The sequence below is a fragment of the Streptomyces sp. SAS_270 genome (assembly GCF_052543295.1).
This window is the reverse complement of the sequence record NZ_JBMNDS010000042.1, coordinates 44880-59877: the sequence shown is the minus strand read 5'-3', so window position 1 is coordinate 59877 and position 14998 is coordinate 44880. Positions and strand designations below refer to the sequence as shown.

Here is a 14998-nt window from a genome sequence, read left to right as displayed (position 1 = left end):
GCAACATGCGCAACGACCTTTGCGCAGGATGCGCACCCCGGGCAGGATGAGGGCATGACCTCGCCGCTGCCCTCGTCGCCGTCTGCCTCCGTCCTGGACCTCGCTCCCGTCGTGCCCGTCGTCGTGGTGACGGACGCCGCCGACGCCGTACCGCTGGCGCGAGCCCTGGTGGCGGGCGGGCTGCCCGCGATCGAGGTGACGCTGCGGACGCCGGCCGCGCTCGACGCGATCCGCGCGATCGCGGACGGGGTGCCGGACGCGGTCGTCGGCGCGGGCACGGTCCTGTCCCCGGCGCAGGTGACCGACTCGGTGGCCGCCGGTGCGCGCTTCCTGGTGAGCCCCGGCTGGACGGACGTACTCCTCGACGCCATGCGCGCGTCCGGGGTGCCGTTTCTGCCGGGGGTGTCCACCACGTCGGAGGTCGTGACGCTTCTCGAACTCGGCGTGCGGGAGATGAAGTTCTTCCCGGCGCAGGCGGCGGGCGGCACGGCGTACCTGAAGTCGCTCGCCGGGCCGCTCCCCCAGGCGCGGTTCTGCCCGACCGGCGGCATCGGGCCCGACTCGGCGCCGGAGTATCTCGCCCTGCCCAACGTCGGGTGTGTGGGCGGGAGTTGGATGCTTCCCGGAGATGCCGTCGCCGCCAAGGACTGGGGACGGGTGGAGGCACTCGCCCGGGAGGCGGCGGCGCTCGGGCCACGCGGGTGACGGCGCTCAGGCCACGCGGATGACCACCTTGCCGAAGGCGGCTCCGGACTCGTAGTAGCGGAACGCCTCGTGGACCTCGTCGAAGCCGAAGACGCGGTCGATGACCGGGCGGATGCCGTGCAGGGTGACGGCCCGGTTCATCTGCTCGAAGTGGGCACGGCTGCCGACGAAGAGCCGTCGGATCGTCACGAGGCTCGACGCGATCACATCGTTCGAGATCTCGATGGACGCCTTGCGGGGGCTGTTGGCGGCGATCAGCACGATCTGGGCGTAGAGCGCCGAGGCGCGGACCGACTGCTCGATGGTCTCGGGACCCACGGTCTCGACGACCAGATCCGCGCCGCGCCCGCCCGTCAACTCACGGACGGCCGGAGCCCATTCGGGGTTCGCGACGTAGTCGACGACGTGGTCGGCGCCCAGCGCCTTGAGACGGTCGGCGTTCGCCGGGCGGGACGTCGTGGCGATGACCTCGGCGCCCAGGGCCTTCGCGAACTGCACGGCGAACAGGGACAGCGCGCCCGTGCCGAGTGTGAGCACCGTCTGGCCGGGGACCACGGCCTCGCCGCCGGTCAGGCAGTTCCACGCGGTGACGCCGGCACAGGGCAGACAGGCCGCCTCCTCCCAGCTGAGGTGCTCGGGCACCCGGACGGCCGCCTCCTGGTCGAGGCAGGCGTACTCGGCGAGCATGCCGTTCAGGGTGACTCCGGGCTGGTCGATCATCGCTGTGGTGATGCGGCCGTCGGTCCAGCGCGGGAAGTACGTGCTGGTGACCCGGTCGCCCACGGTCCAGCGCGTGACCTCGTCTCCCACCGCCACGACTTCGCCCGCGCCGTCACTCAGCGGGATCACATCCGGTATGGCCTTCAGCGGATAGAGCCCCTTCAGGATCAGCAGGTCGCGCTTGTTGAGCGAGACCGCGTGGATGCGGACGACGATGTCGCGGGGGCCGGGTTCCGGGCGGTGGGCGGTGTTGCGGGAGACCATGCCGTCCAGGCCGCCGGGCGTTTCCAAGTGGTAGGTGCGCATGCGGACCATGCTGGTCGAGCGGGGTGGGAGCCTCAATTCCCAGCGGGGTATGACGGCATGGACAACGCCCGGTCGAGGTCCGGTTGTCGTACCCATGACGTACAACTGAGCCATGACCGCGACCATCACCGAAACGCCCCCGTTCGCCCGGGAGTTGCTGCGCTGGCGCACCGCCCGCCGGGTCAGTCAGTTGGAGCTCGCCTCGCGGGCGGGGACGACGCAGCGGTACGTCAGCTTCATCGAGCGAGGACGGTCGGTGCCCGGCAGGGAGATCGTGATCAGGCTCGCCGAGTCACTGGGCCTGACCCTGCGGGAGCGCAACTCGCTGCTGCTGGCCGCCGGTTACGCGCCCGCGTTCGCCGAGTCGGCGCTCGACGCGGCCGCGCTCAAGCCGGTACGGGAGGCGTTGGGCAGCGTCCTAGAAGGGCATCTGCCGTATCCGGCGCTGGTGGCGGGACCGCGGGGTGAACTCGTCGCGGCCAACGAGGCGTTCGACGTTCTCACCGAGGGGGCCGACCCCGCGCTGCTCGGGCCGGCCGTGAACGTGCTGCGGCTGGCACTGCACCCGCGGGGGATGGCGGCCCGGGTGGTGAACCTGGACGCCTGGGGACGGCACATCGTGGAGAACCTGCGGGCCCGTGCCGTACGCAGCCCCGATCCGCTCCTTGACGCGCTCGCCGAGGAGTTGGACGGGTACGTGCCGCGGAGCGATCCCGGCGCGGACTATCTCGGCTTCGCCGTGCCGCTTCGACTGCGGTGCGCGGAGGGCGAGTTGAGGCTGCTCACCACGCTGACGTCGTTCGCGACGGCGGTGGACGTCACGCTGGCCGAGCTCCACCTCGAAGCGTTTCTCCCGGCGGACCGGGAGACGGCGGAGATCCTGCGGGCACGCGGCGCGGCCCGGGCGCCGCGCGGGTGAGCCTGACTGCGAGCCCCCGGAGGGTGAGGCGCAGTTCGTGTGGGTGAGCCGGACCAGTGGGCAGGACGGGGAGTCGGCTGAGCAGCCGGGCGTTCGAGGCGCGACCCGACCTCGCGCGCGGGAGCCGGACCGCGGGTCCCCGCGCGTGAGGCGCAGTCCGCGCGGGTGCGCCGGACTGCGCCTCAGCGCAGGTGAGACATCAGCGCACGTGAAAACATCAGCGCAAGTGGGACGTGTCGTTCAGCAGTCGCAGGCTCGCGTTCCCGTCCGCGTAGTACGCCACCGCCGAGATCGAGGCCGCCGACAGCTCCATGCGGAAGAGGGACTCCGGCGGGGCGCCCAGGGCGAGCCGTACGAAGGTCTTGATCGGCGTGACATGGGTGACGAGCAGGACCGTGCGGCCCGCGTAGGAGGCGACGAGCTTGTCCCGGGTGGTGGCGATGCGCCGGGCGACCGCCGCGAAGCTCTCGCCGCCGCCGGTCGGTTCGGCGTCCGCCGAGGCGAGCCAGGCGTTCAGGTCATCGGGGTGGCGCTCGCGCACCTCGGCGAAGGTCAGGCCCTCCCAGGCGCCGAAGTCGGCCTCGCGCAGCCCGTCGTCGACGACCACGTCGAGCCCGAGCCGGTCGGCGACGGCCTGCGCGGTCTGGCGGCAGCGGGCGAGCGGCGACGCGACGATCGCCTGGACGGTGCCACGTGCGGCCAGCGCCGCGGCGGCCCGCTCCGCCTGCTCCCGGCCCACGGCGGACAGCGACGGATCGGCCCCACCGCTCCCGGAGAACCGCTTCTGCGGCGTCAGCGGGGTCTCGCCGTGGCGCAGCAGCACGAAGGTGGCGGGCGCTCCCATGTCGGCGGCGGCACCCCAGCCGACGGACGGCTGACCGGCAGTCTGCGCCCCGGCGGCCACGTTGCGCGCCGCGCGCACATCGGCAGCCGCCTTGGCCGCCCCGGCACCAGCACCAGCACCCGGTGACAGCAGGAAGTCGGACTCGCCTGACGACACCGGAGCACTGGCAGCGGCAGAGGCGGCAGCAGAGGTGGCAGCCGCACCGGAACCCGGAGTCGCCGACGGACCCCGCGCCCCCGCCAGCGCCGCCCGGGCCTTCGCCGCGCCCGCGGTCGCGTCGCCGGGCGGGCCCGACGGTTCGGGGGCCGCGGCGCGCACCGCGCGTGCGTCCAGTTCGGCCGTCGATGCGGACGGCGACCACTGCTCGCCGCGCTTGCCCGCGTCCATCGCCTCGTTGGCGAGCCGGTCGGCGTGCTTGTTCTGCGCGCGCGGGATCCACTCGTAGGTCACCTGGGACCGCGGGAAGACACTGGCGGCCTCGGCCGCGAGGGGCTTCATGTCCGGGTGCTTGATCTGCCAGCGCCCGGACATCTGCTCGACGACGAGCTTGGAGTCCATCCGGACCCGGATCGAGGCGGTGGGGTCCAGTTCGCGGGCCGCCTTCAGCCCGGCCACCAGGCCCCGGTACTCCGCGACGTTGTTGGTGACGACCCCGAGGTACTCGGCGGCCTCCATCAACGTCTCCCCCGTGGCCGCGTCGATCACCACGGAGCCGTAGCCCGCGGGCCCCGGGTTGCCCCGGGAACCGCCGTCGGCCTCGACGATGAACTCCCGCACCCGAAGCCCCCTACAGACCGGACTCGGACGTGCGCACCAGGATGCGGCCGCAGTTCTCGCAGCGCAGCACCGTGTCGGGAGAGGCGGCCTTCACCTCGTTGACCTCGGTGATGTTCAGCTCCAGGCGGCAGCCCTCGCAGCGGCGCTGGTAGAGGCGGGCCGCACCGACGCCGCCCTCCTTCACGCGGAGCTTGTCGTAGAGCTTCAGCAGGTCGGCGGGGACGGAGGCGGCGATGACCTCGCGCTCCTTCGTCGCCGTCGCGGCCTCGCCGTCGAACTGCTCGAACGCGGCGTCCCGGCGGCCGGTCGCGTCGTCGATCTTCGCCTGCACGGAGGAGACCCGCTCGGTCAGCTCGGCGACCCGCTCCTGCGCGGACTCACGGCGCTCCATGACCTCCAGGACCACGTCCTCCAGGTCTCCCTGGCGCTTGGCGAGCGAGACGATCTCGCGCTGGAGGTTCTCCAGGTCCTTGGGGGAGGTGACGTTGCCCGAGTCGAGGCGCTGCTGGTCGCGGGAGGCGCGCTGGCGCACCTGGTCCACGTCCTGCTCGGCCTTGGTCTGCTCACGGGCGCAGTCGCTGTCCTCGGTCTGCGCGGCGACGAGCAGGTCGCGCAGCTGGACGAGGTCCTTGTTCAGCGATTCGATCTCGGCGTGCTCGGGAAGCGACTTCCGCCGGTGCGTGAGCTGCTGCAGGCGGACGTCGAGGGCCTGGACGTCGAGAAGTCGGATCTGGTCGGCGGGCGCGGCGTTCAGTTGGGGGCTCCTGAAGGTGTGGGAAGTGGTGAGGCCGCGTGGGCGGTCCAGGGGTCGGTGACCGTCTTGGAGACATGGACCCGCAGGTCCCAGCCATGGCGGTCGGAGATCTCGTCGAGCTGGGCGGCGGCCAGCTCGCACCAGGGCCATTCGGTGGCCCAGTGCGCCGCGTCGAGCAGCGCGAGAGGAGTGTGGGCGCGGGCCTCCGACGCCGGGTGGTGGCGCAGGTCCGCGGTGAGGAAGGCGTCGACGCCGGCGGCGCGCACGTCGTCGAAGAGGCTGTCGCCGGAGCCGCCGCTGACGGCGACGGTCCGCACGAGGGCTTCGGGGTCGCCCGCGACGCGGATGCCCTGCGCGGTGGCCGGCAGCCGCTGGGCGGCGCGTGCGGCGAACTCGCGGACGGTCACCGGATGGTCCAGCTCGCAGACGCGTCCGAGGCCGCGGCGGCCCTCGGTGTCGGTCGGGTCCGGCACGAGGGGGCGTACGACCCGCAGGTCCAGCGCACCCGCGAGGGCGTCCGAGACACCCGGGTCCGCGCGGTCGGCGTTGGTGTGCGCGACGTGCAGCGCGATGTCGTTCTTGATGAGGGTGTGCACGACGCGGCCCTTGAAGTGGGTGGCCGCGACCGTCGTCGTACCGCGCAGATAGAGCGGGTGGTGGGTGACCAGCAGGTCGGCGTCCAGCTTCACCGCTTCGTCGACGATCTCCTGGACGGGGTCGACGGCGAACAGCACCCTGGACACGGGCTGGTCCGGGTCGCCGCAGACCGTGCCGACCGCGTCCCACCCCTCGGCCCGCTCAGGGGGCCAGAGGGCGTCGAGTGCGGCGAGGACTTCAGACAGACGGGGCACGGGGAAAAGGCTACCTGGCTCCCGTGTGTGCCCGACCGGTCGCGGGTGACCCGACCGGCCCGGGGAGCCGGGCGCCTCCGGATCGGGCTGTGAGCACCGGGGCCACGGCCGCCCCCGCGCACGCTGTCAGCACACGCGCCCCCGTTTCCTCAGGCGAATCACGACATGGCCACCCTTATGTGTGAAGCGGCCGCTCGTCGGTCCCACGCCTGTGCGTACGAAAACTAGCTTCGTCGCCGGAGGTGATCGAACCATGACGGCCTGTGCCTCCCCCGAGCTCTCGGCTTCGTTCGAGCAGGGGGGACTCTCATCGTCCGCGCCGGAGGCGGCGGAGACAGTGAACGCGGCGGATACGGCGGACGCAGTGGATACGGCGGACGCGGCGGACGCGGCGGGGAACGTGGAGATCGTCGGCAGCGCGAGCGGGAACGAGAGCGGGAACGAGAGCGGGAGCGAGTGGGCCGTCCGGCCCGCCTGTGTGATCACCGCCGAGGGGACGTACGCGGCGCGTCTCGCCTTCGACGGCGGGTCCTGGTACCCGGAGCGGTGGACGCTGGACGGTCCCGAGCCGTACGCCGTGCCGCTGCCCGGCAACCAGCCCGAGGAGCCCGGCACCGAGGTGGCGCCGATGAACGACGGGCGGGTGCTGATCCACCGGCTGACCGGCGCCCGGCACACGTTTTCGCTGCTGTATCCGACCGGCCCCGGCACCGGTGAGCTGCCGCTCGGCGCGGTGGAGTGCCCGGACGAGGGCACCGGGCTGCGGCTGCTGCCGCCCGCGCCCGGCGGTGAGCTCGCCTACGCGCTGGCCGTCGGCCGGAGCTCGACGGCGGTCTGGCTGGTCGCGGGCGGCGCCTTCGGACCCGAGCACCTCGCCGAGATCCCGGGCCGCTGCTCGGGCGGGGTGTGGCTGGACCGCACGGGGCGGCTGCTCGCCCTGGACCGGTCGACCGGCGGACCCACGAAGACGGTGGTCGTCGACCTGGAGCGCGGCGGCGAGGTGTCGCCGCTGCTGCAGATCGCGGAGGCCAGCAACGACCGGCTGCTCCTCGCGGACGCCGACAGCGGGCTGCTGCTGATCCACTCGGACGCGCCGTCACCGGGCCGCGACCGGCTGGGCTGGGGAGTGCTGGGGAGCACCCTGCCGGTGCGCTTCCCGGAGTGCCTGCGCATGGGCGACTGCGCGGTGACACCGTTCGCGATCCAGCCGGGGCAGGTGCTGACCCCGGAGAGCTGCGGGGTGGCGCTGCGCATCGACGGGGCGGCCGGGAGCTGGGTGGGCCTGTGGCGGCCCGCCGAACGGCGGGTGCACCATCTCCGGGCGCCGGATGGGTGGTTGGCGGGGGCCGGGCTGTGGACCAGGGACGGGGTGCTTCAACTGCCGTACGCGACGGGGGCGATGCCGTACGGCGTGACGCGGGTGGAGGCGCCCACGGGGGCGGGGGAGGCGGGACCGGGGGATCCGGGTCCGGACGGTACGGCGGTGACGGCGAAGGAAGCGTCGTCGCGGTCGGCGGATCCGGGTCCCTCGGGGCGCGTCGTGGCACGGCCGGTGCCGTTGCAGCAGGCGCCGCTCACGGGCCGGGTGGTGGCTCGCGTGAGGCCGCTGCCCCCTCAAGAGGTGAAGCCGGTCGTTCCTGACGGCGCGAAACCGGTGAGGAACGACGGTACAAAGCCGGTGAGGAACGACGGCGCGAAGCCTGTCAGGAATGACAGCGCGATGCCCGTCAGAAATGACGGTGCAAGGGTGGTTGCCCCTGACGGCGCGGGGGTGGTTGTCCCTGATGGCGCGGTACGGGTGGCCCCTGATGAGAGGCCTATGGTCGCCGGTTAGACTCACCCGGTTGTACAGAAGGATCTTGTATTTACGGGGTGAATTTTCCGATGAGCGACACGATCACAATGGAACCGCCGGCTGCCGACGCCCACAAGGCCACGGCTCTGGACCTGACCCACGGCAAGCACCGGGGTCCGGTCTCCGCCCAGGACGACGAGGCGACCCCTCGCGGGCGTCACCGCAAGCCGTCCGAGCAGACCGCGAACTGACGTTCCGACAGCACCGGCCCCGCCCGTCGACCGACGGACGGGGCCGTTCTGTGTGACGGGCGGCGGCTCAGCGACCCGAAGAGTCCAGGTCCTGGCCTCGCTTGAGCCCCAGCACCTCCGCGGCCGCGAAGGTCTCGCCACTGGGGCGTCGCGCGTAGTGCGGGGTGAGCAGCGCGTCCAGTTCGTCGTACGTGAAGGCGTCCTGCTTGGTGTCGAACTTGGCGGCCACCCGCGGGCGTTCGACGATCGCGACCATGCCGCCGTGCACCACGAGAAGCTGCCCGTTGATGTGCGCGGCCGCCGGTGAGGCCAAGTAGCCGACGAGCGGGGCGACATGCTCGGGGGCGAGAGGGTCGAGACCCTCGTCCGGGGCGGAGAGGCCCGCGAAGACGTCCTCGGTCATCCGGGTGCGGGCACGTGGGCAGATGGCGTTGGCCGTCACGCCGTACTTCGCGAGGGCGAGCGCCGTGGACGTGGTCAGGCCGACGATTCCGCCTTTGGCCGCCGCGTAGTTGGGCTGTCCGGCCGATCCCGCGAGGTACGCCTCGGAAGAGGTGTTCACGATCCGCCCGTACACCGGCCCGTCCGCCGTCTTGGACCGCGCCCGCCAGTGCACGGACGCGAAGTGGGTGGTGTTGAAGTGGCCTTTGAGATGGACCCGGATGACGGAGTCCCACTCGTCCTCGGTCATCGAGAAGACCATCCGGTCCCGCAGGATGCCCGCGTTGTTGACCAGGATGTCCAGCTTGCCGAACTCGGCGACCGCCGACTCGACGAGGGCGCGGGCCTGTTCGTGGTCGGAGACGTCCCCGGTGTGGGCGACCGCGCTGCCGCCCGCCGCGCGGATCTCGGCGGCGACCTGCTCGGCGGGAGCGGCGGACGCCTCACCGGAACCGTCCCGGCCGGGCTGTCCGTAGTCGTTGACGACGACGGCCGCGCCGAGGCGGCCGAGTTCCAGCGCCTCGGTCCGGCCGAGCCCGCGGCCGGCCCCGGTGACGATCGCGGACAGCCCCTCAAGTGGCAGTGACATCAAAGTCCCTTCGGCGGCGGCAGGGTGTCAGATCTCGATGCACGTACGCAGCGCGACACCCGTCCGCATCTGGTCCAGCGCCTCGTTGATCTCGGCCAGCGGCACCCGGTGGGTGATCAGGCTCTCCAGGTCGATACGGCCGGCCCGCCACAGCGCGATGGTCCGCTCGTACGACCGCAGGACGTCGCCGCCGCCGTACATCGAGGGCAGGATCCGCTTCTCGTCGAAGAACAGCTCGAACATGTTGAGCTGGAGGAAGTCGTCCATGGCGCCCGCGCCGACGACGACGAGGGTGCCGCCGCGCCGGGTGTTCTCGTACGCCGTCCGTGCCGTGGCCGACCTGCCGACGACCTCGAAGACGTAGTCGAAGCCCTCGCCCGCGGTCACCGACTGCTTGGCGTCGGGGAGTTCGTCCGGCGAGACGGCCTTCGTGGCGCCGAACCGGAGCGCGGCCTCGCGGCGCGAGGCGACCGGGTCGACGGCGACGATCTCGGCGGCGCCCTTGAGCCGGGCGCCCTGGATGGCGGAGATGCCGACGCCGCCGCAGCCGATGACGGCGACCGACGAACCGGCCTCCACGTCTGCGGTGTTGAGCGCGGCGCCGAGGCCGGTGGTGACGCCGCAGCCGATGAGGGCGGCGATGTCGAAGGGCACGTCGTCGGGGATCGGCACGGCGCAGCCCGCGTCGACGACGACCTCCTCGGTGAAGGTGCCGGTGCCCGCGAAGCCGAAGACGTCACCGCCGGGACGCCTGAAGTTGGGCGTGCCCGCGTTCATGAACCCGGCCAGGCACAGTTCGGTCTGGCCGCGCTTGCAGGCGGGACAGACACCGCAGGCGGGCAGCCAGCAGACGACGACGCGGTCGCCGGGCTTCAAGTGGCTCACTCCGTCGCCGACTTCGAGGATCTCGCCCGCTCCCTCGTGGCCGGGCACGAACGGCGCGGGCTGCGGCAGGACACCGCTCATCGCGGACAGGTCCGAGTGGCACAGCCCGGTGGCTCGCACCCGGATCCTCACCCGGCCCGGGCCGAAGCCCACCGCCTCGACGTCGTCGAGTACTTCGAGCTTGTCCTGCCCGATCTCGTGCTGTACGGCTGCGCGCATGGTGCGGCTCCCCTCAGGAACGGTCTTGGCTCATGAGTGTTCGACGATGGTGTCGGCCAGCACCGGCGCGTCGTCCCGCTCCACCGCGCTCACCGCCACCTGGACCCCGCCCTCCCGCCGCCACATCCGGATGCGCAGGGTCTCGCCCGGGAAGACGACCCCGGCAAAGCGCGTCGTGTACGAGCGGACGCGCGCCACGTCGCCGCCGAGGACCGTGTCGACGACCGCCTTGAGGGTCATCCCGTAGGTGCACAGGCCGTGCAGGATCGGCCGGTCGAACCCGGCGAGCTTGGCGAACTCGGGGTCGGCGTGCAGGGGGTTCCAGTCACCGGAGAGCCGGTACAGCAAGGCCTGGTCCTCGCGGATCGGACGCTCGACCGTCCTGTCCGGCGGGCCCGTCGGGTCCTCCAGCCGGGTGGAGGGGCCGCGGTCGCCGCCCCAGCCGCCCTCTCCCCGTACGAAGATCTGGGCGTCGTTCGTCCACAACGGGCCGTCGGCGTCGGCGACTTCGGTGCGCATGACCAGGATCGCCGCCTTGCCCTTGTCGTAGACGGCGGCGATCCGTGCGGTGGCGCTCGCCGTGCCCTCGACGGGGATGGGGCGGTGCACCTCGATGCTCTGCCCGCCGTGCAGGACGCGGGCGAGGTCGACGTCGACCCCGGGCATGGACAGGCCGCCGATCACGCCCGGCGAGCCGGCGCCCGCGACGGTGGCGAAGCTGGGCAGCACATGCAGCCGGGACTCAAGGGTGTAGCGCAGCTCGTCGGGGTCGGTCGCGGGGGTGCCGGCGCCCAGGCCCAGATGGTAGAGCTGGACGTCCTTGCTGCCCCAGGTGATCTCGCCGGTCCTGGGGGCTGCGGCGACGGCCTTGGCGGCGTCAATGGGCATGGGGCTCCTGATCGGTAGCACGAAACCGGTTGCACAAAAGACCTCGGTGCGGCCGTCCGCACCGTCGGCCGCACCGAGGTCGACACGGGGCCGTGGAACCCGCCCGTTCTAGAACGCGTTCCAGTCCGGCGACCCCCTGTATAGCCGAGCGCCTCCTACTTGTGAAGACCTGACACTACGTCAGCTCAGGGTCGTCGGGCAGTCGTTCTCCCCCTAGCGCTTGGCGCCCGTGACATTTGTCCCGGCCGACTCCGTACAAGCGCATCTGCCGCGGCCCCTCCCGCCGTTCGTACCGTCGTAGCCATGACACAGGCAACGGGGACGACGGGGAAAACGCGGGCGACGCGGCCGACGAGCGCGATGGGGATATCGGGGGCTGCGGAGACTACGGGGGCTGTGGGGGCCAGTGGGATGCCGTCGGCCGTGTGCTTCCGGGGGGCGGCGAAGGCCTTCGGCGCGGTGCGTGCCGTGGATGGTGTGGATCTGGACATCGCGGCCGGCGAGACGGTCGCTCTGCTCGGGCGCAACGGGGCGGGCAAGTCGACCGCGATCTCCTTGCTGCTCGGCCTGAACGAGCCCGACGAGGGCTCGGTCTCGCTCTTCGGCGGGCGCCCGGAGCAGGCCGTGCGCGCCGGGCGGGTCGGCGCCATGCTGCAGGAGACGCGGCCGGTGCCCCGCGTCACCGTCCGCGAACTGGTCTCCTTCGTGGCCGGCCGCTATCCGGCGCCGCTGCCGGTCGACGAGGCCCTGGCGCTCGCCGGCATCACGGAGCTGGCGGGGCGGCGCGCCGACCGGCTCTCGGGCGGGCAGGCGCAGCGGGTGCGGTTCGCGGTGGCGCTCGCCGGGAACCCCGCGCTGATCGTGCTCGACGAGCCGACGGCCGCGCTGGACGTGGAGGCGCGGCACGCGTTCTGGGAGTCGATGCGGGGGTACGCGCGGCGCGGCCACACCGTGCTGTTCTCCACGCACTACCTGGAGGAGGCCGACGCGCACGCCGACCGGATCCTCGTCATCGACCGGGGCCGGATGGTGGCCGACGGGACCGGTGAGCAGCTCAAGCGGTCCGTCGGCGGCAACCTGGTCTCCTTCGACCTCGCGGGCCGCCCCACGGAGGGGCTGGCCCTGCTGCCCGGGGTGGTCTCCATGGAGGTGCGCGGGGACCGGGCAAGGCTGCGCAGCGACGACTCCGACGCGACGGTGATCGCGCTCGCGGAACTGGGCGCGATCCGTGCCCTGGAAGTGACCCCCGCGTCGCTGGACGACGCCTTCCTGGCCCTCACCTCGACTGCGCTGGAGACGGTGTGATGCTCGACTATCTGCGACTCGAAGTGCGCCGGACGCTGCGCGACACCGGCTTTGTGATCGGCGGCATCGCGATGCCGGTCATGATGTATCTGCTCTTCACCAACCTCGGTGAGAACGAGAGCAGTTGGAAGACGGCCTCCATGGTCGGCATGGCCGCGTACGGCGCGGTCGGCTCGGCCCTGAACACCGGGGGCGGCGTCGCCGAGGACAAGGGGATCGGCTGGCTGCGGCAGCTGCGGGTCACCCCGATGACCCCGCGCGAGGTGGTACTCGGCCGGGCGCTGACCGGCTCGGTGACCGTGCTGCCCGCGATCGCCGCGGTGCTGGTGGCGGGCAGCCTGGTCAACGGCGTACGCCTGGACGCCTGGCAGTGGGCGGCGATCACGGCGCTGCTGTGGCTCGGTTCGATCCCCTTCACCCTGCTCGGTCTCGGCAACGGCTACCGGCTGACCCCGCAGACGACGGGCGTCGCGAACATGGTGTGCAACCTGGGGCTCGCGGTCGTCGGCGGCCTCTGGTTCCCGCTCGCCCTGTTCCCCTCCTGGCTGCGCTCGCTGGCCGTCTACACGCCCGCGAACCGCTTCGCCCAGCTCGGCACCTCGGTCGCCGACGGGCACGCCCCGGCGCTCGGGGCGGTCGTGGTGCTCACCGCCTGGCTGCTGGCCTTCGGCTCGTACGCTGTGGTCTCGTACCGCAGGGCCACGCGGACCGTCTGAACGGGAACGGGGAACAGCGACATGTCCTGGTTGCGAAAGGCATCCTGCAGGATCAACGCCTGGCGGGATGCACGGGCGGCGTGGAAGGCCGAGTGGGAGCCGCAGCGGGCCGCGCTCCGGGCCGCGCGGCGATCCGGGGAACACTCAGGCGGCCGTTTCGGTCGCCGGTCCGGTGAGACGAAGCCCGAGGAGATCGGCCCGCCGCCCAACGGCTTCGCCCTGCTGCCCTGGCTCCTGATGGGCATGGGCGCCTTCTCCAACCTCTTCCAGGACAAGACGGCGAACCCCTGGATCGGCGGCCTGGGCCTGCTCACCTTCAACTCCCTCTACATCTATGTGGTCTTCCGCGCCTTCGTGAAGAAGACCCGCCAGGCGACCTCCACCCGGGTGGCGCTCGTCCTGCTGGGCGCGGTGACATGCGCCCTCGCCATCGGCTACGGCGGCAGCTGGCTGCTGTTCTTCCCGCTGCTGGGCCTCGCGACGGGGGCGACCGTCCGGGGGCCGTGGCTGGGCAGGACCGGTCTGGCCCTGACCGTGCTCGCCGGGTCCGTCTCCGCCGTCCGCGAGGGCTGGGACGCGATCAACATCGCGTACGGCACCTTCCTCTCGACGATGGTGACGGCGGCGATCCTGTCCTTGTCGGAGGCCGTACGGGAACTGCGCGCCGCCCGCGAGGAGTTGGCCCGGCGCGCCGTCGAGAAGGAGCGCCTGCGCTTCTCCCGCGACCTGCACGACCTGCTCGGCCACACCCTCTCGGTGATCGTGGTCAAGTCGGAGGCCGCCCGCCGGCTGGCCCCCCGCGACCTGGAGGCGGCCCTCCTCCAGGTCAGCGACATCGAGTCGGTCGGCCGCCAGGCGCTCACGGAGATCCGCGAGGCGGTCACCGGCTACCGCGAGGGCAGCCTCGCCACGGAACTCGACCGCGCCCGCTCGGCGCTCTCCGCGGCGGGAGTCGACCCCGTCGTACGCCAGTCGGGCCCGCCCCTCGGCCCCCAGACCGAGGCCCTGCTGGGCTGGGTGGTCCGCGAGGCGGTCACCAACGTCCTGCGGCACAGCGCCGCGACCCGCTGCGAGATCACCGTCGGCGGCACACCCGGCCACGTCCGGCTGACCGTCACCGACAACGGCACGGGCGCCCCCACCCTGCCCACCGCCGAGGGCATCGGCGGCACGGGCCTCAAGGGGCTCACGGAACGCCTCGCGGCAGCCGGCGGTTCCCTGGACTCGGGCCCGGGCCCCCGAACCGGATTCCGGGTGACGGCGGAACTCCCGGTGGAGGCGGCCGACGCTTCGACACACACGGCAGAAGCCCGAGTGACCCCGAAGGCCCCTGCCCTTGGCCCGTGAACGACCCCGCGGCCCCCTACCCTTGGCCCGTGAACGAGATGCCCCGGGATCACCGTCCCGCCAAGTCCATCAGAGTGCTGCTCGCCGAGGACCAGGGGATGATGCGGGGCGCTCTCGCGCTGCTCCTCGGGATGGAGCCGGACATCGAGGTCGTGGCGCAGGTGGGGACCGGGGACGCGATCGTGGACACGGCGGTCGTGCACCGGCCGGACGTGGCGCTTCTTGACATCGAACTGCCGGGGATGAGCGGGCTGGACGCGGCAGCCGAGCTGCGCGAGCAGGCGCCGGACTGCCGGGTGCTGATCCTCACCACCTTCGGGCGGCCCGGGTATCTGCGCCGGGCCATGGAGGCGGGGGCCGCGGGGTTCCTCGTCAAGGACGGACCCGTGGAGGAGCTCGCCGAGGCGATCCGACGGGTGCTGACCGGCGAGACGGTCATCGATCCGGCGCTCGCCGCGGCCGCGCTGAGCGCCGGCCCCAATCCGCTCACCGCCCGCGAGTGCGACGTACTGAAGGCCTCCGTGGACGGGGCCACCGTCGCCGACATCGCGGACAAGCTCCACCTCTCCGAGTCGACGGTCCGCAACTACCTCTCCTCCGCCATCGGCAAGACGGGCACCCGCAACCGCATGGAGGCCATGCGGGAGGCCCGGCAGCAGGGCTGGCTCTGACGCCGGCCGGCCCCC

14 protein-coding genes and 1 pseudogene are annotated in these 14998 nt (G+C 72.5%); 8 read left to right on the top strand and 7 right to left on the bottom strand.

Annotation, left to right across the window (positions count from 1 at the left end):
• Nucleotides 1–54: 54 nt before the first annotated feature.
• Complete coding sequence (gene eda, locus ACN6LB_RS25915) at nucleotides 55–705, top strand: bifunctional 4-hydroxy-2-oxoglutarate aldolase/2-dehydro-3-deoxy-phosphogluconate aldolase (protein ID WP_445028015.1); 651 nt, start codon at nucleotides 55–57, stop codon at nucleotides 703–705.
• A 6-nt stretch (nucleotides 706–711) separates the two neighbouring features.
• Here eda and ACN6LB_RS25910 read toward each other — a convergent pair whose 3' ends face one another.
• A complete protein-coding gene (locus ACN6LB_RS25910) occupies nucleotides 712–1731 on the bottom strand; it encodes a zinc-dependent alcohol dehydrogenase family protein (protein WP_445028014.1) in 1020 nt (339 codons plus the stop codon).
• 112 nt (nucleotides 1732–1843) lie between these two features.
• Here ACN6LB_RS25910 and ACN6LB_RS25905 point away from each other — a divergent pair, with 112 nt between their 5' ends.
• Nucleotides 1844–2650, top strand: coding sequence for a helix-turn-helix domain-containing protein (locus tag ACN6LB_RS25905; RefSeq protein ID WP_445028013.1), 807 nt, complete (start codon nucleotides 1844–1846; stop codon nucleotides 2648–2650).
• Nucleotides 2651–2867: 217 nt separating this feature from the next.
• On the opposite strand, the gene ACN6LB_RS25900 is transcribed toward ACN6LB_RS25905, so the two are convergent.
• The 3 genes from ACN6LB_RS25900 to ACN6LB_RS25890 are packed head-to-tail and all read right to left on the bottom strand — an operon-like array spanning nucleotide 2868 to nucleotide 5876.
• Nucleotides 2868–4271, bottom strand: a complete 1404-nt coding sequence (locus tag ACN6LB_RS25900; RefSeq protein ID WP_445028012.1) for a bifunctional RNase H/acid phosphatase — start codon at nucleotides 4269–4271, stop codon at nucleotides 2868–2870.
• A 10-nt stretch (nucleotides 4272–4281) separates the two neighbouring features.
• Nucleotides 4282–5025, bottom strand: coding sequence for a zinc ribbon domain-containing protein (locus tag ACN6LB_RS25895; protein ID WP_356139431.1), 744 nt, complete (start codon nucleotides 5023–5025; stop codon nucleotides 4282–4284).
• On the bottom strand, nucleotides 5022–5876 hold the full coding sequence (locus ACN6LB_RS25890) for a Nif3-like dinuclear metal center hexameric protein (RefSeq protein WP_445028011.1): 855 nt from the start codon (nucleotides 5874–5876) through the stop codon (nucleotides 5022–5024). The genes ACN6LB_RS25895 and ACN6LB_RS25890 overlap by 4 nt, the downstream gene beginning before the upstream one ends.
• A gap of 253 nt (nucleotides 5877–6129) precedes the next feature.
• Between ACN6LB_RS25890 and ACN6LB_RS25885 the strand changes: the two are divergent.
• A pseudogene (locus tag ACN6LB_RS25885) lies at nucleotides 6130–7464 on the top strand (hypothetical protein); the annotation flags it as partial.
• Nucleotides 7465–7760: 296 nt separating this feature from the next.
• The gene (locus ACN6LB_RS25880) at nucleotides 7761–7922 is read left to right on the top strand and encodes a hypothetical protein (RefSeq protein ID WP_356139412.1); all 162 of its coding nucleotides are present in this window, start codon (nucleotides 7761–7763) and stop codon (nucleotides 7920–7922) included.
• A gap of 67 nt (nucleotides 7923–7989) precedes the next feature.
• Here the strand turns inward: ACN6LB_RS25880 and ACN6LB_RS25875 are convergent, their stop codons facing one another.
• Genes ACN6LB_RS25875 through ACN6LB_RS25865 form a run of 3 tightly spaced genes read right to left on the bottom strand, consistent with a single transcriptional unit; the run spans nucleotide 7990 to nucleotide 10944 of the window.
• On the bottom strand, nucleotides 7990–8952 hold the full coding sequence (locus ACN6LB_RS25875) for a 3-oxoacyl-ACP reductase (RefSeq protein ID WP_445028010.1): 963 nt from the start codon (nucleotides 8950–8952) through the stop codon (nucleotides 7990–7992).
• 27 nt (nucleotides 8953–8979) lie between these two features.
• Nucleotides 8980–10056, bottom strand: coding sequence for a Zn-dependent alcohol dehydrogenase (locus ACN6LB_RS25870; RefSeq protein WP_445028009.1), 1077 nt, complete (start codon nucleotides 10054–10056; stop codon nucleotides 8980–8982).
• 30 nt (nucleotides 10057–10086) lie between these two features.
• Nucleotides 10087–10944, bottom strand: coding sequence for a MaoC/PaaZ C-terminal domain-containing protein (locus ACN6LB_RS25865; RefSeq protein ID WP_445028008.1), 858 nt, complete (start codon nucleotides 10942–10944; stop codon nucleotides 10087–10089).
• A 411-nt stretch (nucleotides 10945–11355) separates the two neighbouring features.
• On the opposite strand from ACN6LB_RS25865, the gene ACN6LB_RS25860 reads away from it, so the two are divergent.
• The 4 genes from ACN6LB_RS25860 to ACN6LB_RS25845 are packed head-to-tail and all read left to right on the top strand — an operon-like array spanning nucleotide 11356 to nucleotide 14983.
• Complete coding sequence (locus ACN6LB_RS25860; RefSeq protein WP_445028007.1) at nucleotides 11356–12249, top strand: ABC transporter ATP-binding protein; 894 nt, start codon at nucleotides 11356–11358, stop codon at nucleotides 12247–12249.
• Nucleotides 12249–12965, top strand: coding sequence for an ABC transporter permease (locus ACN6LB_RS25855; RefSeq protein ID WP_445028006.1), 717 nt, complete (start codon nucleotides 12249–12251; stop codon nucleotides 12963–12965). The genes ACN6LB_RS25860 and ACN6LB_RS25855 overlap by 1 nt, the downstream gene beginning before the upstream one ends.
• A 21-nt stretch (nucleotides 12966–12986) precedes the next feature.
• The gene (locus tag ACN6LB_RS25850) at nucleotides 12987–14312 is read left to right on the top strand and encodes a sensor histidine kinase (RefSeq protein WP_445028005.1); all 1326 of its coding nucleotides are present in this window, start codon (nucleotides 12987–12989) and stop codon (nucleotides 14310–14312) included.
• A 38-nt stretch (nucleotides 14313–14350) separates the two neighbouring features.
• A complete protein-coding gene (locus ACN6LB_RS25845; RefSeq protein ID WP_356139433.1) occupies nucleotides 14351–14983 on the top strand; it encodes a response regulator transcription factor in 633 nt (210 codons plus the stop codon).
• Nucleotides 14984–14998: the final 15 nt, after the last annotated feature.